18 protein-coding genes are annotated in these 23,947 nt (G+C 74.1%); 10 read left to right on the top strand and 8 right to left on the bottom strand.

Translation table 11 applies throughout. The annotated features are described in order from the left end of the window. Positions 1-81 precede the first annotated feature (81 nt). From ABT369_RS00090 to meaB, 6 genes are all read left to right on the top strand, one after another. Positions 82-474 (top strand): hypothetical protein, encoded by a 393-nt coding sequence (locus ABT369_RS00090; protein ID WP_350608945.1) that lies wholly within the window; start codon positions 82-84, stop codon positions 472-474. Beyond that, on the top strand, positions 471-1,865 hold the full coding sequence (locus ABT369_RS00085) for a hypothetical protein (protein WP_350608944.1): 1,395 nt from the start codon (positions 471-473) through the stop codon (positions 1,863-1,865). Before ABT369_RS00090 ends, ABT369_RS00085 begins: the two co-directional genes overlap by 4 nt. Then, positions 1,819-2,421, top strand: coding sequence for a hypothetical protein (locus tag ABT369_RS00080; RefSeq protein ID WP_350608943.1), 603 nt, complete (start codon positions 1,819-1,821; stop codon positions 2,419-2,421). The genes ABT369_RS00085 and ABT369_RS00080 overlap by 47 nt, the downstream gene beginning before the upstream one ends. A gap of 77 nt (positions 2,422-2,498) precedes the next feature. Continuing rightward, the gene (locus tag ABT369_RS00075) at positions 2,499-4,208 is read left to right on the top strand and encodes a methylmalonyl-CoA mutase subunit beta (RefSeq protein ID WP_350608942.1); all 1,710 of its coding nucleotides are present in this window, start codon (positions 2,499-2,501) and stop codon (positions 4,206-4,208) included. After that, the gene (scpA, locus tag ABT369_RS00070) at positions 4,205-6,340 is read left to right on the top strand and encodes a methylmalonyl-CoA mutase (protein ID WP_350608941.1); all 2,136 of its coding nucleotides are present in this window, start codon (positions 4,205-4,207) and stop codon (positions 6,338-6,340) included. The genes ABT369_RS00075 and scpA overlap by 4 nt, the downstream gene beginning before the upstream one ends. Positions 6,341-6,357: 17 nt before the next feature. Continuing rightward, on the top strand, positions 6,358-7,299 hold the full coding sequence (gene meaB, locus ABT369_RS00065; protein ID WP_350608939.1) for a methylmalonyl Co-A mutase-associated GTPase MeaB: 942 nt from the start codon (positions 6,358-6,360) through the stop codon (positions 7,297-7,299). Between the two features lie 12 nt (positions 7,300-7,311). On the opposite strand, the gene ABT369_RS00060 is transcribed toward meaB, so the two are convergent. Continuing rightward, complete coding sequence (locus ABT369_RS00060) at positions 7,312-7,530, bottom strand: ferredoxin (protein WP_350608938.1); 219 nt, start codon at positions 7,528-7,530, stop codon at positions 7,312-7,314. A 95-nt stretch (positions 7,531-7,625) separates the two neighbouring features. On the opposite strand from ABT369_RS00060, the gene ABT369_RS00055 reads away from it, so the two are divergent. The 3 genes from ABT369_RS00055 (at position 7,626) to ABT369_RS00045 (ending at position 10,611) form a co-directional block, all read left to right on the top strand. Beyond that, complete coding sequence (locus ABT369_RS00055) at positions 7,626-8,183, top strand: hypothetical protein (RefSeq protein WP_350608937.1); 558 nt, start codon at positions 7,626-7,628, stop codon at positions 8,181-8,183. Between the two features lie 40 nt (positions 8,184-8,223). After that, positions 8,224-9,282 carry a coiled-coil domain-containing protein gene (locus tag ABT369_RS00050; protein ID WP_350608936.1) on the top strand — a complete coding sequence of 353 codons (1,059 nt, stop codon included), beginning with the start codon at positions 8,224-8,226 and terminating at the stop codon, positions 9,280-9,282. 72 nt (positions 9,283-9,354) lie between these two features. Continuing rightward, entirely contained in the window at positions 9,355-10,611 is a 1,257-nt protein-coding gene (locus tag ABT369_RS00045; RefSeq protein ID WP_502891675.1) for an SGNH/GDSL hydrolase family protein, read from the top strand. Between the two features lie 31 nt (positions 10,612-10,642). Here the strand turns inward: ABT369_RS00045 and ABT369_RS00040 are convergent, their stop codons facing one another. After that, positions 10,643-11,539 carry a LysR family transcriptional regulator gene (locus ABT369_RS00040; RefSeq protein ID WP_350608935.1) on the bottom strand — a complete coding sequence of 299 codons (897 nt, stop codon included), beginning with the start codon at positions 11,537-11,539 and terminating at the stop codon, positions 10,643-10,645. 75 nt (positions 11,540-11,614) lie between these two features. Between ABT369_RS00040 and ABT369_RS00035 the strand changes: the two genes are divergently transcribed. Beyond that, a complete protein-coding gene (locus ABT369_RS00035) occupies positions 11,615-11,908 on the top strand; it encodes a CBU_0592 family membrane protein (RefSeq protein ID WP_350608934.1) in 294 nt (97 codons plus the stop codon). Here the strand turns inward: ABT369_RS00035 and ABT369_RS00030 are convergent. The 6 genes from ABT369_RS00030 to ABT369_RS00005 form a co-directional block, all read right to left on the bottom strand. Further along, positions 11,875-13,239 (bottom strand): hypothetical protein, encoded by a 1,365-nt coding sequence (locus ABT369_RS00030; RefSeq protein WP_350608933.1) that lies wholly within the window; start codon positions 13,237-13,239, stop codon positions 11,875-11,877. The two genes, ABT369_RS00035 and ABT369_RS00030, sit on opposite strands and share 34 nt — an antisense overlap. Before the next feature lie 25 nt (positions 13,240-13,264). Beyond that, the gene (dnaE, locus tag ABT369_RS00025) at positions 13,265-16,798 is read right to left on the bottom strand and encodes a DNA polymerase III subunit alpha (RefSeq protein WP_350608932.1); all 3,534 of its coding nucleotides are present in this window, start codon (positions 16,796-16,798) and stop codon (positions 13,265-13,267) included. Positions 16,799-16,901: 103 nt separating this feature from the next. After that, positions 16,902-18,890: a YehQ family protein gene (locus tag ABT369_RS00020; RefSeq protein WP_350608931.1), complete on the bottom strand. Its 1,989-nt coding sequence runs from the start codon at positions 18,888-18,890 to the stop codon at positions 16,902-16,904. Then, positions 18,887-20,005: a VWA domain-containing protein gene (locus ABT369_RS00015; RefSeq protein ID WP_350609844.1), complete on the bottom strand. Its 1,119-nt coding sequence runs from the start codon at positions 20,003-20,005 to the stop codon at positions 18,887-18,889. The genes ABT369_RS00020 and ABT369_RS00015 overlap by 4 nt, the downstream gene beginning before the upstream one ends. A gap of 89 nt (positions 20,006-20,094) precedes the next feature. Continuing rightward, on the bottom strand, positions 20,095-22,569 hold the full coding sequence (locus ABT369_RS00010; RefSeq protein WP_350608930.1) for a DUF5682 family protein: 2,475 nt from the start codon (positions 22,567-22,569) through the stop codon (positions 20,095-20,097). A 130-nt stretch (positions 22,570-22,699) separates the two neighbouring features. Further along, on the bottom strand, positions 22,700-23,773 hold the full coding sequence (locus tag ABT369_RS00005; protein ID WP_350609842.1) for an ATP-binding protein: 1,074 nt from the start codon (positions 23,771-23,773) through the stop codon (positions 22,700-22,702). Between the last annotated feature and the right edge of the window lie 174 nt (positions 23,774-23,947).

Raw genomic sequence — 23,947 nt, 5'->3', positions numbered from 1 at the left:
GGGCAGAACCACCCCTCTGCGGGGCGCGAGATACCCACCGCGCCACGTATAGTCCCCGCCACACGGATCACCGGGGGATGGATGAGGGACGGACGGCTCATCGCGGCACGGCTGGTCGTCGCGCTGGTCGCGGTCGCGGCGCTGGTTCCCGCGGTGATCAACGCGACGCACGCCGCGCACGCCGGGGCCTATCTCGCGGCCCGCTACCGGGGTGCCGCCGGGCAGCCCGAGCGCAAGCTCCTGACGGCCATGGAGCACCTCGGCGAGCAGATGGGGCGCGAGGTCCCCGCGGGCGCGCTGGTCTACATCGACGAGCCCGACGGCATCTGGTGGTTCCGGCTGCAGGAACTGGCCGCCATGCACGGCGTGACCACGGTGAGCGCCCGCGAGCGGGCCGACGTCGTGCTGCGCCGCCTCGTCGATCCCAGGCTCCCGGACGGGGTCGGGCTCGAGCTCACGGCGGCCGCCCGATGACCAGCATCGTCGCCGTCTTCGCGCTGGCCGTGGCCGGGCTGCCGCTGGCGTGGGCGCTGACCCGCTCGGTGCCGCTGGCCGTCGTGCTCTCCCCGCTCGCCGCCGCCGCGGTGTCGGCCGTCGCCGTGGTGCTCATGCTGTGGCTGCGCGGGCCGCTGCTGCCCTGGTTCGGGGCGGTGTTCCTGGCCACCGTCGCCGTGGCGTGGTTCGCGCGCGGCGCCGCGCCGGTGCCGGGGGGCTCCTGGCGGGAGGCGGGGCTGCTGGGCGTACCGATGCTGGCGCCCTTCCTGATGATGTTCCAGAGCCCGGTCGGCTGGGACGCGCACGCGATCTGGTGGCAGCACGCCGGATACTTCGCGCAGGGCGGCGACTTCGCCCGCGCCGCGATCGGCAACGAGACGATCGCGATCACCCACACCGACTACCCTCCCATCGCCTCGGCCCCGGTCGCGGTGGCGTGGCGGCTGCTGGACTCCCTCACGTTCCGCCCGGCCATCGCGGTCAACGTCGCGATCACCTGGTCGGCCGTGGTGCTGGTGGCGTACGCGGTGCGCCGGGCGACCGCGAGCGCCCCGGCCTGGCTGTCGGTCCCGGCCGCGCTGGCCGCCGCGTGCGCGGCCTGGCTGCCGGAGTACACCGCGCCGGCCGAGGGCTACAGCGACACGATGTACGCCGCCGCGTTCATCGCCGGGGCGGTGCTGCTGCTGGGCGCGGCCGATCCGGTGCGGGTCACGCCGCTCGCGCTGTTCCTCGTCTCGGCCGCGGTGCTGACGAAGAACGAGGGGCTGCCGCTCGCCGGGGTCGTCGCGGTGGTGGCGACGGTCCGCCTGCGCCGCGATCCGCGCCGCGCCGCGTGGTGCTGGCTGCCGGTCGGGATCGCCGCGGTCTGGTCGGCGACGGCGCGCACGTTCGGCGCGAAGAACGACCTCATGGCCGAGGGCCGCTTCGGGGAGCTGCTGCACGGCGACCACGCGGCCTGGAGCCGGCTGCCGGAGATTCAGGCGGCGCTGAACGACCAGGTCGGCTACGTCGTGGGGGCCGCCCTGCTCGCCGCGGCGCTCGGCACCTTCTTCCTGCGCGGGCGCCGCCACGCGCTCGGGCTGGCCGGCGACGGATGGCTGTGGGTGGTCTTCGGCGGCTACTGGGCCGCAATCACGTTCATCTATCTCATTTCGCCGTACCCCATCGACTGGCACCTGTCCACCTCCGTCGACCGGGTTACGATCGTGATGGCGATGCTGGCCGGGGTCAGTGCCGCGACGTGGCTCGTCGTGGGCCTCGCGCCCGCTCCCGTGAGCCCCACGATCCCGGCCCAGCCGGACCCGCCGGCGCCGGAGGGTGAGCGTGGAGATCGAGGTGACCGGCGCGCGGCCGGTGCCGGAGCGGCCTGAGCGCGTCCGTGGTGGCGGTGGTGGCCGTGGTGGTCAAGGGGCGCTGACGATCGCCGTGGTGCTCGTGGTCGGCGTCGCGTTCGGCTACGCGCTCGCGACCGCCCGCCCCGCAACCCGCACGATCGTCGCCGCGCCGGCCGCACCACTGGCCCCGGCCACCACCGACCCCGTGCCCGCCGGGCTCTCCGGCGAGCAGGTCGGCACGATGCTGCGCCGGGTGCGGGAGTACAACAAGCCCGAGTCCGACGCGGTCGAGACGACGCCCGAGCGGCTCATGAGCGGGCGGCGCGACAACCTCCTGCGGCTCGACGACGATCGCACCCTGCCGGCCGGGGAGTACCGCCTCCAGGCCATCTGCCTCGGCGACGGGCAGGTCTGGGCGCTGTTGCGGATCGGCGACGACGAGGCCTTCGTCGACATGGAGTGCGTCGCCGAGCACGTCCTCGTGTCCCAGCTCCTGCTCACCGCCCGGACCGGGGGCCACCGCGCGGTGACGGCGGTGACCGACTCCCCGTTCGGCGTCGTGCTCGGCCTGCAGATCCTGCGTAGGGGCTGATCCGGTGGCAGTGTGGAGTGGGTGGAGGTTGTCACAGGGGTGCCCACCGGCGCGCACGCGGCCTTAACGTGTCCACCATGAGCACGCCCACCGAGGAACTTCTGGACTGGCAGCGGCTCGCACTGGGCGTGCTGCGCAAGTCCGGGCTGGCCGGCGAGGACACGCCGCCGGAGGCGGTGGCGGACCTGCTGGCGACCGAGACCTACGACGGACTGCGGATCGCGCCGCTGTACACGGCGGCCGACCCCGCGCCGCCGGCCGGTCAGCCGGGGCACGTGCCGTTCGTGCGGGGCGCGAGCGCGGCGCCGCGGCCGTGGGACGTGCGGCAGCGCCACGCCGATCTCGACCCGAAGGTGACCCGGGCGGCGGTGCTGGCCGACCTCGAGAACGGGGCCACGTCGCTGTGGCTGGCCGGGATCGCCCCGGGCGACCTCGCCGAGGCGCTCGACGGGGTGCTGCTCGATCTGGCCGCGGTCGTGCTGGACCACGGGCCGCTGACCCACGAGGCCGCGCGCGCGTTCCTGGCGCTGCCCGGAGCGGACAAGTCGGGCAACCTGGGCGCCGATCCGCTCGGCCTGGCCGCGCGGACCGGAACATCGCCCGATATGAGCATTTTGTCGGCATTGAAGGCCTCCCCCGTCCCCATCGCGACCGTGGACGCGACCGTGTACCACGACGCCGGCGCGAGCGACGCCCAGGAGATCGGCTACGCCACGGCGACCGGGGTCGCGTACCTGCGCGAGCTCGTCGGCGCCGGGCTCTCCGCGGGCATGGCCCTCAAGCAGCTGGAGTTCCGCTTCGCCGCGACCGCCGACCAGTTCGCCACGATCGCCAAGCTGCGCGCCGCGCGGCGGATCTGGACGCGGGTCGCGCAGGTCTGCGACGTGCCGCACCTCGGCGCCCAGCGGCAGCACGCGGTGACCAGCGACGCGATGATGACCGCCCGCGACCCCTGGACCAACCTGCTGCGCACCACCGTGGCGTGCTTCGGCGCCGGGGCCGGCGGCGCGGACGCGGTCACCGTGCAGCCGTTCGACGCGCGGCTCGGCCTGCCCGACGCCTTCTCCCGGCGCATCGCGCGCAACACCCAGTCCCTGCTCATCGAGGAGTCCGGGATCGCCCGGGTGCTCGATCCGGCCGGCGGGTCCTGGTACGTCGAGTCGCGCACCGACGCCCTCGCGCACGCCGCCTGGGACGTCTTCACCGAGGTCGAGCGCGCCGGCGGGATGGCCGCGGCCCTGCGCTCGGGGCTGGTCGAGGAGCGCGTCGGCGCGGTCCGGCAGCGGCGCGAGGCCGACCTGGCCCACCGCCGGCAGCCGATCACGGGCGTGTCGGAGTTCCCGGACCTGGACGAGCGGCGGCCGATCAGACCCCCGGCACCGGTGCCGCCGGGCGGCGGCCTGCCGCGGATGTCGTACGCCCACGGCTTCGAGGCGCTCCGCGACGCCGCCGACGCCGCGGCCGAGCCCCCCACGGTGCGCCTGGTCGCGCTCGGCCCGGTGGCCGCGCACTCCGCCCGCGTCGCCTTCGCCGCGAACCTGTTCGCGGCCGGGGGCGTGCGCCTGACCGAGGACAGCGCGGCGCCGGTCGCGTGCATCTGCGGCTCCGACCGCTCCTACGCCGAGCAGGCCGCGGCCACCGCCGCCCGCCTGCGCGCCGAGGGCGTCGCGACGGTCTGGCTCGCGGGCAAGGGCGACTACGACGGCGTGGACGCCTATCTGTACAGCGGCTGCGACGCGCTCGCCGTCCTGCGCCGCACGCACGAGGACCTGGGAGTGGCACCGTGATCCCCGACTTCTCCGAGGTCGCCCTCGGCACGCCGCGCGTCGAGCCGGCCGAGCGCGGTGAGCCCGGCGAGGTCTGGGCCACGCCCGAGGGCATCGACGTCAAGGGCGTCTACGGCCCCGACGACCTCGCCGGGGTCGAGTCCCTCGGGAGCCTGCCCGGCATCGCGCCCTTCGTCCGCGGCCCCTACCCGACCATGTACACGACGCAGCCGTGGACCGTGCGGCAGTACGCCGGCTTCTCCACGGCCGAGGAGTCCAACGCGTTCTACCGGCGCAACCTGGCCGGCGGCCAGAAAGGCCTCTCGGTCGCGTTCGACCTGGCGACCCACCGCGGCTACGACTCCGACCACCCGCGCGTCGCCGGCGACGTGGGCATGGCCGGGGTCGCCATCGACTCGATCCTGGACATGCGCCGCCTCTTCGAGGGCATCCCGCTGGACCGGATGAGCGTGTCGATGACGATGAACGGCGCGGTGCTGCCGGTGCTGGCGCTCTACATCGTGGCCGCCGAGGAGCAGGGGGTGAAGCCCGAGCAGCTCTCGGGCACCATCCAGAACGACATCCTCAAAGAGTTCATGGTCCGCAACACCTACATCTACCCGCCCGCGCCGTCGATGCGGATCATCAGCGACATCTTCGGGTACACCTCGAAGCACATGCCGAAGTTCAACTCGATCTCGATCTCCGGCTACCACATCCAGGAGGCCGGGGCGACCGCCGACCTCGAGCTCGCCTACACGCTCGCGGACGGCGTCGAATACCTGCGGGCCGGCCGCGACGCCGGGCTGGACGTGGACGTGTTCGCGCCGCGGCTGTCGTTCTTCTGGGCGATCGGCATGAACTTCTTCATGGAGGTCGCGAAGCTGCGGGCCGGGCGGCTGCTGTGGGCGCGGCTGGTGCGCGAGTTCGGCGCCAAGAACCCCAAGTCGCTGAGCCTGCGCACGCACTGCCAGACGTCGGGCTGGTCGCTGACCGCCCAGGACGTCTTCAACAACGTGGTGCGCACCTGCGTCGAGGCGATGGCCGCGACCCAGGGCCACACGCAGTCGCTGCACACCAACGCGCTGGACGAGGCCCTGGCCCTGCCGACCGACTTCTCGGCCCGCATCGCGCGCAACACGCAGCTGCTGCTGCAGCAGGAGTCGGGCACCACGAAGGTGATCGACCCGTGGGGCGGCAGCGCCTACGTCGAGCGGCTCACCCACGACCTCGCCGCCCGCGCCTGGGCGCACATCGAGGAGGTCGAGCGGGCCGGCGGCATGGCCCGGGCGATCGACGAGGGCATCCCGAAGCTGCGCATCGAGGAGGCAGCGGCCCGCACGCAGGCCCGCATCGACTCGGGGCGGCAGCCGGTGATCGGGGTGAACAAGTACCGGCCCGACACCGACGAGCCGATCGAGGTGCTCAAGGTCGACAACTCGGCGGTGCGCGCGGCCCAGATCGCCCGGCTGGAGCGGCTGCGGGCCGAGCGCGACCAGGCCGCCTGCGACGACGCGCTGCGGGCGCTCACCGAGGGCGCGTCCAACGGCGGGAACCTGCTCGAGCTGTCCGTGGCCGCGGCCCGGGCGCACGCGAGCGTCGGGGAGATCTCCGACGCGCTGGAGAAGGTCTTCGGGCGGCACACGGCGCAGATCCGTACCATCTCCGGGGTGTATCGCGACGAGGCGGCCGGCGCCGGAAACGTGGAGCGCGCCCGCGCCGCCACCGACGCCTTCGCCGACGACGAGGGCCGCCGGCCGCGCATCCTCGTGGCGAAGATGGGCCAGGACGGGCACGACCGCGGCCAGAAGGTGGTCGCGACCGCCTTCGCCGACCTCGGCTTCGACGTCGACGTGGGCCCGCTGTTCTCCACGCCGGCCGAGGTGGCCCGGCAGGCGGTCGAGGCCGACGTGCACATCGTGGGCGTGAACTCGCTCGCCGCGGGGCACCTGACGCTCGTACCGGCCCTGCGCCACGAGCTCGCCGAGTTGGGCCGCGACGACATCCTCATCGTGGTCGGCGGGGTGATCCCGCCGCAGGACTACGACGAGCTGCGCACGGCCGGCGCGGCCGCGATCTTCGGCCCGGGCACCGTCATCGCCGACGCGGCCCTGGACCTGCTGGAGGTGCTGCGATCCCGGTTGCAGCACTGAGCGACCTGGTCGAGGGCGTGCGGGGCGGCTCGCGCGCCTGGATCGCCCGGGCGATCACGCTCGTCGAGTCCACGCGCGCCGACCACCGCGCCCGCGCCCAGGAGCTCCTGCACGCCCTCGCCCCGCACGCGGGCGGCGCCCGGCGGATCGGCGTCACCGGCGTGCCCGGGGTCGGCAAGTCCACGTTCATCGACGCGCTCGGGATGTACCTCATCGAGGCCGGCCACCGCGTCGCCGTCCTCGCGATCGACCCGTCCTCGACCCGCACCGGCGGCAGCATCCTGGGCGACAAGACGCGGATGAACCGCCTGGCCAACGATCCCGCCGCGTTCGTGCGCCCCTCCCCCACCTCCGGCACGCTCGGCGGGGTGGCCCGCGCGACCCGCGAGGCGATGGTGGTCGTGGAGGCCGCGGGCTACGACGTGGTGCTGGTCGAGACCGTCGGGGTGGGCCAGTCCGAGACGGCGGTCGCCGACATGGTCGACACGTTCCTGCTGCTGGCCCTGGCCCGCACCGGCGACCAGCTCCAGGGCATCAAGAAGGGCGTGCTGGAGCTGGCCGACGTGATCGCGGTGAACAAGGCCGACGGCCCGCACGAGCAGGACGCCCGCGCCGCGGCCCGCGAGCTCTCCGGCGCCCTGCGGCTGCTGCACTCCGGCACGTCGGTGCTCACGTGCAGCGGCCTGACCGGGGCCGGCCTGGACACGTTGTGGGACCGGCTGCGCCGCCACCACGACGGGCTGGAGGCGGGCGGCGAGCTGCGGTCGCGGCGGGAGCGCCAGCAGATCGGCTGGGTCTGGGCGATGACCCGCGACGCCCTGCTCGACGGCCTGCGCACGTCGCCGGCGGTGCGCGAGCTGACGCCCCGCGTCGAGCGCGCGGTCCTCGACGGCTCGCTGACCCCGGTCCAGGCGGCCGAGGCGCTCCTGGCCGCCTACCGCGGTCAGGCCCCGTCCTAGGCCTCGACCCTCCTAGGCTTCGACCGTCCGGCCGGTCTCCAGGTCCACGACGGTGATCGCCTCCATCGGGCAGTTCGCGACCGCGTCGAGCACCGCCTCGTCGCCCGGCTCGATCTCGGGGTGCACCGGGTGCGAGCGGCCCTCGGCGTCGTCGAGGTCGAAACGGCCCGGCGCGACCCCGACGCAGCTGCCGGAGCCGATGCAGGCGTCGCTGATGGTGATCTGCCACATGTCTGCCAATCTATCCCCGGCGTGCCGCAAGAAACCGGCAAGTTCCTCGAGAACGCATTGATCGGCTTGCCCGGGCGGCCCTACCTTCGGCACCGGTGGATCACATGGATCTCGACTCGGGGCTGATCGAGTCGCCCGCGCTCGCGCTCGCCGTGCACTGCCTCGGCGCGCGGCACCGGGCCGACCCGGTCACGGTGCTGCTCGCGGCCGTCGCGCTGGAGCTGGCCGCGTACACGGGCGAGGACGAGGCCGCCCTGCGCGTGCCGGCGGGCGGGTTCCGGCTCGACTGCACCCCCTCGCGCTACCGGCACGAGCCGTTCGGCTCGCTGCTGCGCCGGGCCGAGGTCGCCTACGAGGACTCCCGCCCGGACGGCTGCTGGTTCGCCGACCGGCGGCACGACTCGACCGGGGCCGCCGGGGTGCACGGGGCCGCGCGGCTGGCCGCGGTCGTGCCCCGCGATCCGGCTCCGGCGGGAGCGCGCTTCTTCCTGTGCCTGCTCCGGCTCGGGCGGACCGCCGAGCTGCGGCTGTGCGCGGCGCACGGGTACCTCGGCCGGCGCGGCCCGCTCGGCTTCCTCAGCGACCTGGAGCGGGTGCTGGTCCGGGCCACGGGGACGAGCACCACGGCCGGGCTCTACGCGGCGGTGCGGTAGCCCTCAAGCCGGCCCGCTCCCTGCCGATCAGACGAGCGGTATGACCAGATCACCATGGATCGCGGCCGTCGTGTGCGCCCTGCTGGCCCTGACGGCGGCCCCCGCGTCGGCGAGTCCGAAGCCCCAGCCATCGACCAAGCAGCCCTCCCCCAGGGCGACGGTGGCGGTCGAGACCGGCTCCGACGCGCTCTCCGAGCAGCTCGAGGTGGCCAACAAGGCCTACATCGACGCGCAGAACCAGCTCGCCGCCTCCCAGACGCGCCAGGCGCTCGTGCAGGCCGAGCAGGCCGAGCTGGAGCCGCGCTACCAGCGGCTCGTCGAGGCCACGCGCACGGTGACCGTGGCGGCGTACCAGTACGGCGGCGGCCTGCGCGACGCGGCGACCCTGCTGGACAGCCCCAGCCCCGGCGTCTTCGCCGACCGCGTGAGCCTGCTCGAGCTCGTCGCCCGGCGGCAGTCCGCGCAGCTGCAGGAGCTGACGAGCGTGCGGGCCACCCTCGAGGCGAACAAGGCGACCATCGACACCGAGGTGCGCCGCCAGCAGGACCAGCTCGCGGTGATGGCCCAGCAGAAGGCGGCCGTGGAGAAGGCGCTCGCCGAGGCGCTGAACCGGGAGTCGCAGCCGATCCTCGACCCGGCGACGACCACGAGCGTGAAGACGCCGCTCGTCAACGCCCAGCCGGCCCCGCGCCGGCCCGACGGCTCGTGGCCGCCGGAGACGTGCGGCCTGCACGACCCGACGACGTCGGGCTGCCTGACCCCGCGCACCGAGCACGCGCTGGAGCAGGTCAAGCTCGCGGGCTTCGAGCACCACGTGTCGTGCTTCCGCCCGAGCGGCCCCTACGAGCATCCGAAGGGCCGGGCCTGCGACTTCGCGGCCGACCCGAAGGGCTTCGGCGGGGTGGCGACGGGCGCGGCGAAGGAGTACGGCACCGAGCTGGCGACGTGGCTCGTGCGCAACGCGCCGGCGCTCGGGGTGATGTACGTGATCTGGTACCGCCAGATCTGGACCCCGGCCGCGGGCTGGCACCCGTACTCCAGCGGCCAGGGCGACCCGAGCAGCGACCACACGAACCATGTCCACATGTCGATCTACTAGACATTGACCTCCGCGGTGCTCCCGTGATCTGATCCGAGAACTCTTCACGTTCTGGGATCGAGGAGACCGCCTGTGTCCAAGTTCCTCCGTGCCGCGCTCGTGGCGACCGTCGTCGCCTCCGGAGCGCTCGCCGCGACAGCCGCCACCCCGCCCACCGCTGCCGCCGCCGCCCTGCCCACCGCCGCCGTCGCCCTGGGTGACAGCTTCATCTCCGGCGAGGGGGCGGGCAGCTACCAGCCCGTCGTCGACGTCAACGGGGTAGCCCAGGGCTTCCCCGGCTGGTCGGCGCCGAACAGCAACGCCTTCTTCTGCCACCGCTCCGCCAACGCCTCGCTGCTGCAGGCCACGCTGCCGGGGATTCAGGACCGCTACAACCTCGCCTGCTCCGGCGGCCGCCCCGCCGACTTCGCCGCGCCGTCCTCGGCCCGCGACAAGGGCCGGACCGTCGCCGCCCAGCTCGACCAGCTCCGCGCCGTCGCCCAGACGCACGACATCGACCTCGTGCTCGTCGGGCTCGGCTCCAACAACAGCCAGTTCACCTTCGGCGACGTGGCGGAGAAGTGCGCCAACCGCTTCATCGCCGACGCGTGGACGGGGTGGTGGGAGTTCTGGGCGTACCTCGGCGGCCCCGTCGAGCAGGCCCCGTGCGCCGCGGGCGACCTGGCCACCCAGGCCCAGTTCGACGCGGCCACCGCCGAGACGATCGCCGCCGTCCGCCAGCTGCTCACCACCCTCGACCAGGTCGACGCCGACCACCAGCACCGGGTCGTGTTCCAGGACTACACCAACCCGCTGCCGTTCGACCTCGACCCGTCCTACTGGGAGGCCGACGGCCGACAGGACGACCGGGACAAGTTCCGGGACCTCGGCGCCCTGCGGTACGCGGCCGGCTGCCCGATCCACCGCGCGAGCCTCTCCGCCGGGCACCTCTTCTCGCAGGGCCTGGGCACGATGGTGCAGACCGTGCGCAACACCCTCGCGGCCGAGCGCCCGAACGACGACCTCGTGTTCCTCGACGTCCAGCACGCCTTCGACGGCGCCCGGCTGTGCGAGAAGCCCGGGAGCCCGGTCGGCGCCCTGGCCACCCCGATCCGCCTGCAGGACGGCCCCAGCGGCACCTTCGTGACCAGCCTCTCGGGCAAGGACAAGATCGCCATCCAGCGGATCGCCAACACCTGCGTCTCGTACTTCCAGACCTGCCAGGAGTCGTGGCACCCCACGGCCGCGGGCCAGGCCGTGCTGGCCAAGTGCCTGGCCGCCGCCTCGACGACGGCCGCCCGGGCGGTCACCTGCACCAGACAGCCCGACGGCACGATCGTCGCCGCCTAGAGACGCTCCCGGGCCTCGGCCGGTCGGGACACTACCGAGGCCCGGGAGCCACCGTCCGCAAGCACGACAGCAGCGCCTCCACCGCTGGGAGCTGGGCTCGCGCCGCCGTCACGTGGGCGTCCAGCCGGCGCGCGCCCGCGCCCGGCAGCGACGTCACGGTGATCTCGTCGCGGCTCACCCCGCGCAGGGCCAGGTCCGGCACGATCGTCGCCCCGTGCCCGGCCGCGACCAGCGCCAGCACCGTCGGATAGTCCAGGCACTCGTGCACCCGCCGGGGCGCAAAGCCCTGCTCGCGGCAGACCCGGTCGAGGATCTGGCCCGTCGTCGACGACGGGGAGCCCGCGACCCACGGGCGGTCGACCAGGTCCGCGTACGAGTGCACGGGCGGCCAGCCCACCGGCACGACCACGCGGTACTGGTCCTCGCACAGCGGGATCACGGTCAGCCGGCGGTGGGTCTCCAGGCCCAGGACCGCGTCGCGCTCGGTGATGGTCAGGTCGATGCCGCCCAGCCGCAGCTCGCGCAGGGCCGGGCCGCCCTCCAGCTCGGTGATCGCGCAGACCACATCCGGGAAGTCCTCGGCCAGCAGCGCCATCGCCGGCACGAGCAGGTGCCGGATCACCGTCGCGAAGGCGGCGACCCGCACGAGGCCCGCGGCCCGGCCCGACATCGCGGCCAGCTCGCGCTCGGCCTCGGCCAGCTCGCGGGCGATCGCCTCGGCCCGGCCGGCCAGCACCCGGCCCGCGGCCGTCAGCACCGCGCGGCGGCCGGAGCGGTCGACGAGGGGGCGCCCGACGCTGTGCTCGAGCTGGGCGAGCTGCTGCGACACCGCCGACGGGGTCACGTGCAGGGCGGCCGCGGCGCCGGCCAGGGTGCCGCGGCGGGCGATCGCGGCCAGCACCGCGAGGCGGCGCGGGTCAAGATCCATGTGAAGCCTTACTGCAGTGCTGCTGTAGATATTCTCGCTCACACGTTAGCTGCACTTGATGCGACGATCGTCGGCATGTTGATCGGCTTCATGGGGTGGGTCGGCGCCGGGCTGGTGCTCGCCGCGTACGGCCTGGTGTCCGCCAAGCGCCTGACCGGTGACGGGTTCGCGTTCCAGGCCATGAACATCGTCGGGGCGGTCGCGCTCGCCTGGAACTCGGCCGTCAGCCACGCGTGGCCGTCGACCGCGGTCAACGTCGTGTGGGTCGGGATCGGGGCGGTGGCCATGTTCCGGATCGCGCGGCGGGCCCGGGTGCGCAGGGCGACTCAGGCGACTCAGATGGAGTACCAGGGCGCCCGGATGCGGTAGAACGTGAACTCGCCCTCGGTCGCGCAGGCCAGGTAGGTGTGGCTCCAGGTGCAGGAGTCGGGGCGCGCGTCGACGTCGCCGAGGTTGCGCGCGGTGCCGTGCTCGGCGTCGACGCCCATCCACGGGTAGGCGCCGGTGGGCGGTACCGCCGGCAGCAGCAGGTAGCTGCCCTCGTCCAGGCGCGCCGCGCGCTTGCCGGGCCAGCTGCGCACCGTCCGGCCGTCGGCGTCCAGGAGCGTCTCCGCGGTGTCGGTGCCGGACACGGTGCGCAGCATGATGCGGTCGCCGACCGGCACGGCCTGCGAGGGGCGCTCGGCCGCGATGCGGAACACCACCCGGCCGTCCGCGGTGTCGAGCTGGGTGAGGAAGTGCTCCTCACCGACGCACACCCGCTGCTCCCCGCACGAGGTGACGAACAGGGGCCGGGCCTGCGCGTCCGGGGACACCCACGTCCAGCTCGCCTTGCCGAGGCTCTTGCGGTCGTACGCCCGCAGCGCGAACTTCGCCGCCCGGGGCGCCACGAAGACCTGGTCCTCGTACGGGTACACGAGATCGTCCGGGTCGGCGAGGCCCGTCCCGGCCCCGAGCACGTGCCCGCCGGCGAGCCCGACGACCTCCAGGCCCCGGTCGGGGATGGCCCGGACGATGTTCGGGTCCACGGTCAGCGCCTCGTCCAGCGGCTCCCCCGCCGTGGACGTCGGCACCTGCTGGCCGCTCCAGTTGTCGGTCAGCCACCAGCTCGCCGCGCCACCCGGCTGGTCGAGCACCGCGGTCGTCTTGCCGGTGCCGACGTCGGTGACGCGCAGCCGGTGCTCGGCGTCGGCGTACCGCACGAAGTACTTGCCCACGAGCGCCCAGCGGTCGCCGGAGTCGACGTCGAAGGTCGCGAACGGCACCCCGTTGTTGGCGTTGAGCAGCGTCACCCGCCGGTGCCCGGCCGCGTCGGGCAGCCCGGTGACCTGCACCATGCCGCGGGCCGAGCGGAACGTGTCGACGTCGGTCAGCGACGTGTTGGTCCAGATCGCGACGGCGGGCTTGTCGGAGTCGACGGCCCGCAGCTCGTAGCCCCCGCCGCCGGTGGCCCGGCCGAGGAAGGCGCGGCCGCCGTCGAGGAAGGCCCGGGCCCGGACACTGTCGGCGGGCAGCGCGACGCCGCCGATCCGCTCGAAGCGCTCGAAGCCGTACGGGCGCTGGCTCAGCCGGTACACGAACCCGAAGACCAGCAGCACGACGGCCAGCGCGGCGACTCCGGACGCCGACCACCGCGCACGCCGGGAGAGCCACAGCGACCGACGCGGGCGCAGGTCGTCGGCTAAGGCGTGCGCATGCACCCGCCGAGGCTACCCCGCGATCACGTCAGCTGAAACTGTTCGGGCCGAGCAGAGCCTTCAGGTCGCCCTTGAGCGCGGTCGTCGGGTTCACGTGGTAGGGCCCGAGGCGCAGCAGCGTCACCCGCGAGCCGTGGCTGAGCTTCACGTGCACCTCGGCCTTGCCCGGGTGGTTGACCAGGATCTCCTTGAGCCGGTCGACGAGCGGCGGGGTGCACCGGGTGGCCGGCAGCGACAGCACGACCGGCCGGTTCTCGTCGGCGGCGCTCACGTCCGGGATCGACAGGTCCATCGCCATCAGCCGGGGCGTCTCGTCGCGGCGGTCGACCCGGCCCTTCACCACCACGATCGCGTCCTCGGCGATGTACTGCCCGACGAGCTCGTACGTGTTCGGGAAGAACAACGCCTCGACCGCGCCGCCGAGGTCCTCCAGCGACGCCGAGGCCCACGGCTTGCCCTGCTTGGTGATGCGCCGCTGCACGCCGGTGAGCATGCCGGCCAGGGTGACCACGGCGCCGTCGGCGACCGCGCCCTCCTCCGAGAGGCGGCTGATCTCGGTGTCGGCCGCCTTCGACAGCACCGACTCCAGGCCGAACAGCGGGTGGTCGGAGACGTAGAGGCCGAGCATCTCCCGCTCGAAGGTGAGCAGCTCGCGCTTGTCCCACTCGATCTGCGGGATCTGCACCGACATCGCCGTGCCGCTGGAGGAGTCGTCCGCCCCGAACGCGTCGCCGAACAGGTCGAACTGCCCGATGGCCTCGTTCTTCTTGAGGTCGGCGTAGTTGTCGATCGCGTCGGCGTGGATGGCCAGCAGGCCGCGGCGCGGGTGCTGCATCGAGTCGAACGCGCCCGCCTTGATCAGAGACTCGATCGTCTTCTTGTTGCACACGACCGAGTCGACCTTGGACAGGAAGTCGTCGAAGTCCTTGTACGGCCCGTTGGCGGTCTGCCGGCAGCGCACGATCGCGTCGACGACGTTGTGGCCGACGTTGCGCACCGCGGCGAGCCCGAACCGGATGTCCTTGCCGACCGGGGTGAAGGGGCCGGCGGACTCGTTGACGTCGGGCGGGAGGACGTCGATGCCCATGCGCCGGCACTCGGCGAGGTACATGGCCATCTTGTCCTTGTCGTCGCCGACGCTCGTGAGCAGGCCGGCCATGTACTCGGCCGGGTAGTTCGCCTTGAGGTACGCGGTCCAGTAGGAGACCAGGCCGTACCCGGCGGTGTGGGCCTTGTTGAAGGCGTAGTCGGCGAACGGGACGAGCACGTCCCAGAGGCTCTTGATCGCCTCGTCGCTGTAGCCGTTGCCGCGCATGCCGTCGCGGAACGGGATGTACTCCTTCTCCAGGACCTCTTTCTTCTTCTTGCCCATGGCCCGGCGCAGCAGGTCGGCCTGGCCCAGGGTGTACCCGGCCAGCTTCTGCGCGGCGCGCTGGACCTGCTCCTGGTACACGATCAGGCCGTAGGTCGGGCCGAGGATCTCCTTGAGCGGCTCCTCCAGCTCCGGATGGATCGGGATGATGTCCTGCTGGCCGTTCTTGCGCAGGGCGTAGTTGGTGTGCGAGTTGGCGCCCATCGGACCGGGCCGGTACAGCGCCAGCACGGCCGAGATGTCCTCGAAGTTGTCGGGCTTCATCAGCCGCAGCAGCGAGCGCATCGGGCCGCCGTCGAGCTGGAACACGCCGAGGGTGTCGCCCCGGGCCAGCAGCTCGTAGGCCGGCTTGTCGTCGAGCTCCAGGGAGAGCAGGTCCAGGTCGATCCCGCGGCGCTTGATGTTCTTGACCGCGTCGTCGATGATCGTCAGGTTGCGCAGGCCGAGGAAGTCCATCTTGAGCAGGCCGAGCGTCTCGCAGGTCGGGTAGTCGAACTGCGTGATGATCGCCCCGTCGGCGTCGCGCCGCATGAGCGGCACGTGGTCGATGAGCGGCTCCGCGGACATGATCACGCCGGCCGCGTGCACACCCGTCTGCCGGATCAGGCCCTCGAGGCCCTTGGCGGTCTCGACGACCTTCTTGACGTCGGGGTCACTGTCGTACAGGGCGCGGAACTCGACCGCCTCGGAGTACCGCGGATGGTTCGGGTCGAAGATGCCCGACAGCGGGATGTCCTTGCCCATCACCGCGGGCGGCATGGCCTTGGTGATCTTGTCGCCGACCGCGAACGGATAGCCCAGCACGCGGGCCGAGTCCTTGATGGCGGCCTTGGCCTTGATGGTGCCGAAGGTGGCGATCTGCGCGACCCGGTCGTCGCCCCACTTCTCGGTCACGTACCGGATGACGTCGCCGCGCCGGCGCTCGTCGAAGTCGATGTCGATGTCGGGCATGGAGACGCGGTCGGGGTTGAGGAACCGCTCGAAGATCAGCCCGTGCGGGAGCGGATCGAGGTCGGTGATCCCCATCGCGTACGCGACCAGGCTTCCGGCCGCCGAACCACGCCCGGGGCCGACGGCGATGCCCTCGTTCTTGGCCCACATGATGAAGTCCGAGACGACGAGGAAGTACGCCGGGAAGCCCATCGAGAGGATGATGTCCGTCTCGTAGTCGGCCTGCTTCTGGTGCACCTCGTCCACGCCGTTCGGGAACCGCCGGGCCATCCCGCGGGCGACCTCGGCCCGGAAGAAGGACTCCTCCGTGTGGCCCTCGGGCACCGGGAAGCGCGGCATCAGGTTGACGAACTTGAACATGTCCGCGGTGTCGACCTTCTCGGCCACCAGCAGCGTGTTCTTGCAGCCGTTCTGCCAGATCTCGGACGAGTCGACGGCGCGCATCTCGTCGGCCGACTTGAGGTAGTAGCCCGACCCGCCGAACCGGAACCGGTTGGGGTCGTTGATGTTCGCCGCGGTCTGCACGCACAGCAGCACGTCGTGGGCCTCGGCCTGGGCCTGGTGCGTGTAGTGCGAGTCGTTGGTGACCACGGGCGGGATGTTGAGCCGCTTGGAGATCTCGGTCAGGCCCTCGCGAACCCGGCGCTCGATGTCGAGGCCGTGGTCCATGACCTCGAGGAAGTAGTTCTCCTTGCCGAAGATCTCCTGGTATTTCGCGGCGGCCTTCAGCGCCTCGTCGAACTGGTCGAGCCGCAGCCGCGTCTGGACCTCGCCGGACGGGCAGCCAGTGGTGGCCATGAGGCCCTCGGCGTGCTCGGCGATGATCTCGGCGTCCATCCGCGGCCACTTCACGAAGTGGCCCTCGATCGACGCGCGCGAGTTGAGGCGGAAGAGGTTGTGCAGGCCGGTCTTGTTGCGGGCCCAGATCGTCTTGTGGGTGTAGCCGCCCGAGCCGGAGACGTCGTCGTCCTTCTGGTCCGGTCGCCCCCACTTGACGCGCTTCTTGGTCAGGCGGGACTCCGGCGCCACGTATGCCTCGACGCCCAGGATCGGCGTCACGCCCGCGGCCTTCGCCTGCTTGTAGAAGTCGTACGCGCCGTGCATGTTGCCGTGGTCGGTGATCGCCACGGCGGGCATGCCGAGCCGATTGGCCTCGGCGAACATCTCCTTGAGGCGCGCGGCGCCGTCGAGCATGGAGTACTCGGTGTGCACGTGGAGATGCACGAACGAGTCGGCCATGCTCAACCCCCCGGGGCTCGGTCTGACAGGTCCGGCCATGGACCCTACCCCCATCCGGACGCCTTTGGTCGGACCCCCCACGGACGTGTCGAACGGCACTGCGCTACCGCAGTTCCGCCGTCACCGTCAGTCGCAGATGGGCATCGACCCAGGCCCTCGCCGCCGCCTCGCCGGGGTCGGGCCCGAGCGCGTCACGCAGCGTCTCGAGCGCGGCGGCGGCCTGGTGGAGCCCGACCCGGTTCAGCCCGTCACCGGCCTTGCGCAGCCGGTCACCGAAGCCCGGCGGGAGGTGGCGCAGCCCCCGGTGCGGCATCTCGGCGAGCGTGGCGATCGCGTGGTCGAGCGCCGCCGGCAGCGGCTCCTGGCGGCCGCCGTCCGGCAGCGCGAGCTCCCCGGCGCCGGCCTCACCCAGATCCGGGACGACGACCGTCGTCCCCGCCACGATCGCGAGCGGGTCGATCTCGATCCCGCCGCCGGTCCTGCGCACCACCCCGCTGACGTACGACGGCGCGGCCGCGAGGGCCTCGGCGATGGCGTCGAGGCGGCCCGGGGCGGCGGCGGTGTGGGTCGCGGCGAGCACCGCCTGATTGCCGTGCCGGTCGGCGAGGACGGCCCGGAGGCGCTGGGCCCCCGGCGCGTACGCCACGGCGTGCACCCGCGCGACCTCCAGCACCCGCACGAGCTCGGCCTCGATCCGCGGCCGGACGACCCGCGGCGGCAGCCCGTCGAGCTCCCCGGCGAGCGCGGCCAGGTCCCGCACGAGCAGCGCGTCCGGGAACCGGTCCCACGCGCCGCGCGACGCCGTGACGGTGGCCTTCGCGACCCGGCTCGTCGTCAGCCGCACGGCCCGGCTCGCGCTGCGCACCGCGGACTCCGTCACCAGCGTGCCGGCCGCGAGCGCCCCGACGCTCGACCCGGCGAGCCGCCGCCGCCCGAGCTGCGCCCCGGGCTCGTTGCCGTCCCAGGCCCGCCGCAGCACGAGCACGGTGCCGCTGTCGGCGTGGGCCAGGTACACCTCGACGACCCGCCGCTCGTCCCCCGTCACCGCGCTCCCGGCGGCCACGACGCGGCACCCTAGCCCGTCGAGCCGGACCCGCCGCAGCGCCGTCTCGGCCGCCTCCTCGGTGCCGAGCACCCGGGCCCGGGCCCCGCCCCCGAGCCCCCGGGCCGCCCGCGCCCGCGCGTGCAGCTCCCCGACCAGCTCGGCCAGGCGCTCGGGCGAGTACCCGCTCCCCCGGTCCCGGTACGCCTCGAGCTGCTCCGCCAGCTCCCCGACGGCCAGCAGCGGCCACCGCAGCCCGTCGCGCTCCAGCCGCCGGGCGACGTCGGCGATGCGGCCGACGATCCCGGCCCCGAGCTGCACCGCCCCGCCGAGCAGCACCTCGCCGGCCAGCCCGGCCGCGAGGTCGGGCCCCTCGCCGTGCTCCGTCACCGGCTCGCCGACGTCGACCCGCACGTCGGCCTGGCCCGGGGCCTGCCGGTCGGCCTCCCGGAACGCCCACACGGCGAGCGCGATCACGTCGTCGCGGGTCCCGGCCACGGCATCGGTGTGCACGAACCCGAGGTCGTCGGGCACCAGGAAGCGCACGGTGGCCGACCCGAGGTCGACGCGCGCGACGGGATCGGCGGCGCCGGGCCGGTACACCCGCGCGTGGTACCCGGCCCGCCGCGCCCGGCGCGCCGCGGCCATCATCCGCGCCCCGATCCGCTCGGCGACCTGATCGTCCGTGAACCCGCCCGGCGACCACCCGGCGGTCCCGCCGGCCTCCACACCGGTCCCGCCCGCCGGCCCCTCGCCGGTCCCGCCCACCGCCTCCTCGCCGTTGCCGCCCGCCGCCTGGTACGCCAGGATCAGCCCGAGCACGTGCCGGCAGACGCCGACCGCCCCGCACGTGCAGGTGGCCCGCTCCAGCCCGCCGGTCGGCAGCGCCGGAGCGGCCCCGTCGGCGAAGGTGCCCCGCAGCGTCCCGTCGGCGTCCTCAGCGACGCCGGGCGGCGCGGCCTCGGCCTCGCGGGCGGCCCGCTTGACCAGCCCCCGGTTCGTGAGCGCGGCCAGCGAGTCGGCCGTCAGCGCGAGCACGTCCGCCCTCATCGGCCCACGTGCTCCGCCACGAACGCCGCCAGCTCGCCCGGCGTCATCGCCCCCACCGCGGCCCCGACGTCGGCGAGCCGCTGCCCCATGTCCGGGTCGTACGACGGGTCCGCCTGCTCGTCCAGCGCGGCCAGGCACAGCACCGTGGTGCCCTGCTCGACGAGCGCCCGCACCCCGCGCACCAGCCGCCCCGGGTCCCCGCCCTCGTAGAAGTCGCTGATGACCGCGACGATGGTCCGGCGGGGCTGCTCGATCAGCTGCGTGCCGTAGGCGACCGCCCGCGCGATGTCGGTGCCGCCGCCGAGCTGCACCTTCATCAGGATCTCGACGGGATCGTCGACCTCGCCGGTCAGGTCGGTCACGTCGGTGTCGAACGTGACCAGGTGCGTCTTCACGCCCGGCAGCCCCCACAGGCACGCGGCCGTGACCGCGGCGTGGATCACGGACCCGGCCATCGACCCGGACTGGTCCACCAGCAGCACGAGCTGCCACCGCTCGACGTGGCGGCGGGTGCGCGAGAAGAAGTACGCCTGCTCGACGTACACCTTGCGCTCCTGCGGCCGGTAGTGCCCCAGGTTGGCCCGCAGCGTGCGGCGCACGTCGAAGTCCCGCGCCAGCCGGAACCGGCTCGCCGTGCGCGACCGCGCCCCGGTGAACGCCCGCCGGACCTCGGTGGCGAGCCGCTCCATGAGCTGGCGCACGACCGCCTCGACGATCCGCCGCGCCTGGCGCAGCACCTCGGGATCCATGAGGTGCTTGGTACGCAGCACCGCCCGCAGCAAGGTCTCGTTCGGCTCGATCCGGGCCAGGACGGCGGGATCGGTCACCACGTCATGGATCTCGTACCGCTCCACCGCATCGCGCTCGAGCCGTTCGATGGTCTCCTTGGGGAACAGCTTGGCGATCTGGTCGAGCCAGTCGACGGTGGTGAGGACCGACGGCCCGTCCCCGCCGTGCCGCCCGCTGCCCCGGACCCCGCGCCGCCGCAGCTCCTCGTCCCGCCCGTACAGCCATTCCAGCGCCGCGTCCTGCCCCGTCCCGACGCCGTCGAGCACTCCCCGGCCGCCCAGGCCTCCGTCGGCGGCGTGCCCGAGCACGAGCCGCCACCGCTGCAGCCCCGGATCGGCCCCGCCCGGCGCCCCCGCTCCCGCCGCGCCCTTCGCATCGGCCTTCGCTTCGGGGCGTCCCGGCACCGGCTCGCCGTTCACGACAGCATCCCGTGCCGCGCCAGTGCCTCGTCGACCCGGGACTCCAGCACCGCCGCCAGCGCCAGCGACTCCGCATCGACGGACGGCGCCCGCAGCATCGCCCGCCCCGACCCCGCGACCCCGCGCCGCGCCAGCACGTGCTCCGCGATCGTCTCCCGCTCCCGCGGCGGGAAGTACGCGAACGCCTGCCGCAGCGCCGGCAGCGCGATCAGGAAGTCCTCCGCCCCGAGCCCGGAGACGAGCTCGTCCAGCAGATCCAGCACCCCCTCGGCGTGCAGTACCTCCTCGCGCGCCACCGCGAACAACCCGGCCAGCCAGTCCCCGAGCGCCACCGCCCCGCCCGCGCCGCGCACCGCCCGCACCGGGTCGTCCTGCGCGCCGAGCGCCCACCCGAACCCGAACGCCGCGCCCCGCAGATCCGGCGGCCCGTCCCGCCCGGCCGCGATCCGCGCCATCGTCCCGAGCGCCGCCGCACGATCGAGCCCGAGCCGCGCCCCCGCGTGCCGCACGACGTCCCGCAGCGCGACCACGGCCCCGATCCGCCCGGGGTCCGCGGCCGCCGAGGCCCCCCGGGCCCCCTCCGCCAGCCACAGCAGCCGATCGTGCGAGGCCGAGATGACCACCCCGAGCGCCGCGGACCCGGCGGTGCCGAGGAGTGAATCGTGCCGCCACAGCGCCAGCAGTACCCCGAGCAGCCGCCCCAGCTCCCCCAGATCCTGCGCCGAGGCGATGCCGAGCCCGAGGTCGCGCAGCACCTGCTCGGAGAGCCGGGTCGTGCCGCACAGCGCCGCGTCGAACAGCGCCCCGGCCAGCTCCCCCACGTTCCCGCCCGCGTCCGCGACGCGCTCGGCGATCCGGGCGGCCGCGGCCGATTCGAGCGTCGCCCCGTACGCCCCCGCCTCGATCAGCGACGGCAGCCGATGCTCGTGCTCGCTGACCGTCCACTGCTCGTCCAGCACCGGATCGACCCCGGTGGCCGGCCCGTGCCGCCGCTCGAACCCCGGTATGGCCAGCACCCGCAGCCGATGCAGCGTCCGGCTGCGCCGCTGCCCGTCCGGCGCCGTCAGGCTCAGCGCGACCGCCCCGCCCGTGACCAGCCCCTCCCGCTCGAGCTCCGCCGCGACGTCGTGCACGAGCGGCGGCAGCGGCGTCGCCTCGTGCAGCCGCCCGACCCGTCCCCCGCTGAGCGCGGCGACCATCTCGACCACCACCGGGTGCGTGCCGGCCCGCAGCCTGCCCCGCGTGGCCCACGGCAACGGCTCGTCCAGCGCGTCCTGCACCAGCGCGGCGGCCAGCCCGTCGAGGATGTCGGTCCGCCCCGGATGCCGATGCCCGCGCACGGCCGCGAGCCCGGCGGCGGAGGCCCGGGCCGCGATGAGATCGGCGGTGGATACCCGCTGCCGCCGCTCACGCAACCGCCGGACCACGGCCCCGACCAGCCCGTCGGCCGCCGCCTGCGCCCCCGACTCCCACAGCCGCTGGTAGTACTCCGGCGACGGCATCCCCGACTGGTAGCCGTCGAACGCGTCGAGCCGCCGGAACGAGTACGGCACGAGATAGCTCCCGCCGACGGCCCCGCCCGGCAACGAGGGCGCCGCCGGCCACCCGTCGCCGGGCTCGGCCCCTGCGGGCATCGAACTTCCGTGATCCCGGCCCGTGAGCCGCATCAGCGCGGGCCGGTGGAACCCGCCCGTGACCACCACGACGGGACGCGCTCCGGCCTTGTGCCGCGCGGCCCGCACCCACCGCGCCATGTACTCCTCGCGCGCCCGATCCCCGTCGCTCGCCTCCGACTCCCCGCGCAGCAGGTCGAAGTAGACCGCCAGCCGCGCCTCGATCGCGCTGCCGGACCCGGTCCCGCCCACGGCCGGGGTGTCGTCGTGGCGCCGCACCGGGCCGGCGCCCGGCCCCGCGAGCCCGTCCCGGCCGACACCCGGCCCCGCGAGCCCGTCCCGGCCGGCGCCCGGCCCCGCGGGCTTGTCCGGGCCGGCGTCCGGCCCCGCGGGCTTGTCCGGGCCGGTGGCGGTGGCGGGCTCGATCTCGAAGAGGTGGTCCCACAGCGAGTCCACGTTGTCGACCGAGAACGCCGCGCACAGCCGGTCGACGGCCTCGGCGTAGCGCTCCTCGGCGTCGGAGTAGCGGTTCTCGCGCCCGGCCAGGGCCTCGTGCCAGGCCGGCAGGTCGATGAAGCGCACCTCGGCCCCCGCGGCGCGGCCGGCGGTGAGCGCGACCCACTCCGGCGAGTACTCGCAGAACGGCGCCCACGATCCCGCGTGCCGATGCTCGTCGCGGTAGCTGCTGAACACCGCGACCGGCAGCGTGTGCCCGAGCAGCAGCTCGTCCATGCGCTCGTTCATGTCCGCCGGCCCCTCGACGAGCACGTAGGCGGGCCGCAGCGCGGCGATCGTCTCGCCGACCAGGCGGGCGCAGGCCGGGCTGTGGTGCCGCACCCCGATGAACGTCACCGTCATCGCGCGGCGACCCCCTCGCCGGCCCCGCGGGCACGGGCCGGACCGTGGTCTCGCCCCTCGACGCCGGTCCCGTGAGCACGGGCCGGGCCGTGGTTCCGCCCCTCGCCGCATGTTGCCGTCACCGCGGACCTCAGCCCGGCAGCTGGTGCCGGGCGGCGTGCAGGGCCCGCCACTGCTCGCCGCCGCGCCAGGTGGCCTGCTGCTCCAGGTATCGCCGCAGCTTCGCGAGGTCCTCCGGGCTGTCCTTGGCCGCGGTGCCGGCGAGGCAGGCGACGAGGTCGGCCGCGGTGCCGGGCTCCCCGCGCAGGAACCACCCGCGCAGCCCGACCGCGTGCGCGACGGACACCGCCTCGGCCGTGCTCATCACCGCCGTGAGCCGATCCATCGAGTCGCCGCGGGCCGTGCGCCCGGTCCGTAGCTCCCGGAACGTCGTGACCAGCACCTCGAGCACGTCCCGCCGCGGCGGCACGGTCACCCCCGAGCGCCGCAGCAGGGCCGCCGCCTCGGCCTCCACGAGCGCGAGCTCGGTCTGCAGGTCCGGGATCGGGAAGACGGTCTCGAAGTTGAACCGGCGCTTGAGCGCCGCGCTCATCTCGTTGACGCCCCGGTCGCGGGTGTTGGCCGTGGCGATCACGTTGAACCCGTCACGCGCGAACACCATCGCGTCCGGGCCGGTCAGCTCCGGCACCGCGAGCACCCGGTCCGACAACGGCGACAGCAGGCTGTCCTGCACCTCCAGCGGGCAGCGGGTGATCTCCTCGAACCGCACCACCCGCCCCTCGGCCATCCCGCGCAGCAGCGGCGCCCGCACCAGCGAGCGGGTCGAGGGCCCCTCGGCGACCAGGAGCGCGTAATTCCAGGAGTACTTGATCTGGTCCTCGGTCGTCGCCGCCCCGCCCTGGATCGTCAGCGTCGACACCCCGCTCACGGCCGCCGCGAGCAGCTCGGACAGCAGCGACTTGGCCGTGCCCGGCTCCCCGACGAGCATCAGCCCCCGGCTCGTGGCCAGCGACACCAGCGCCCGGTCGATGAGCGACGGATCGCCGACGAACTTGCGGCTGATCCCCGCGCCCGGGTCCCCGACGATGAACCGCCGGGCCGCGGTGAGGCTCAGCACCCACCCCGGCGGCCGCGGCCCGCCGTCGGTCTCGGCCAGCAGCCGCAGCTCATCCGCAAACCGCACCTCGGCCGGCGGCCGCTGCACCGAGCCGGCCGGCTCCGCCGTCGCCTCGAGCCCCTCCACCACGACGACGCCCGCCTCGCCCGAACCGTCCCCGGCTACGCCGCTGATGGCATTACCTTCTTTTGTCATCGGGAGCTCCCGAGGAACGCTTTGGCCGCTTGTCCTGTGAGGACTGACGTGAGACGGCGTCCTCGG

Origin of the sequence: Dactylosporangium sp. NPDC000244, assembly GCF_040300725.1 — a bacterium.
Classification (GTDB): Bacteria; Actinomycetota; Actinomycetes; order Mycobacteriales; family Micromonosporaceae; genus Dactylosporangium.
This window is presented reverse-complemented; position numbering and strand designations above follow the sequence as displayed.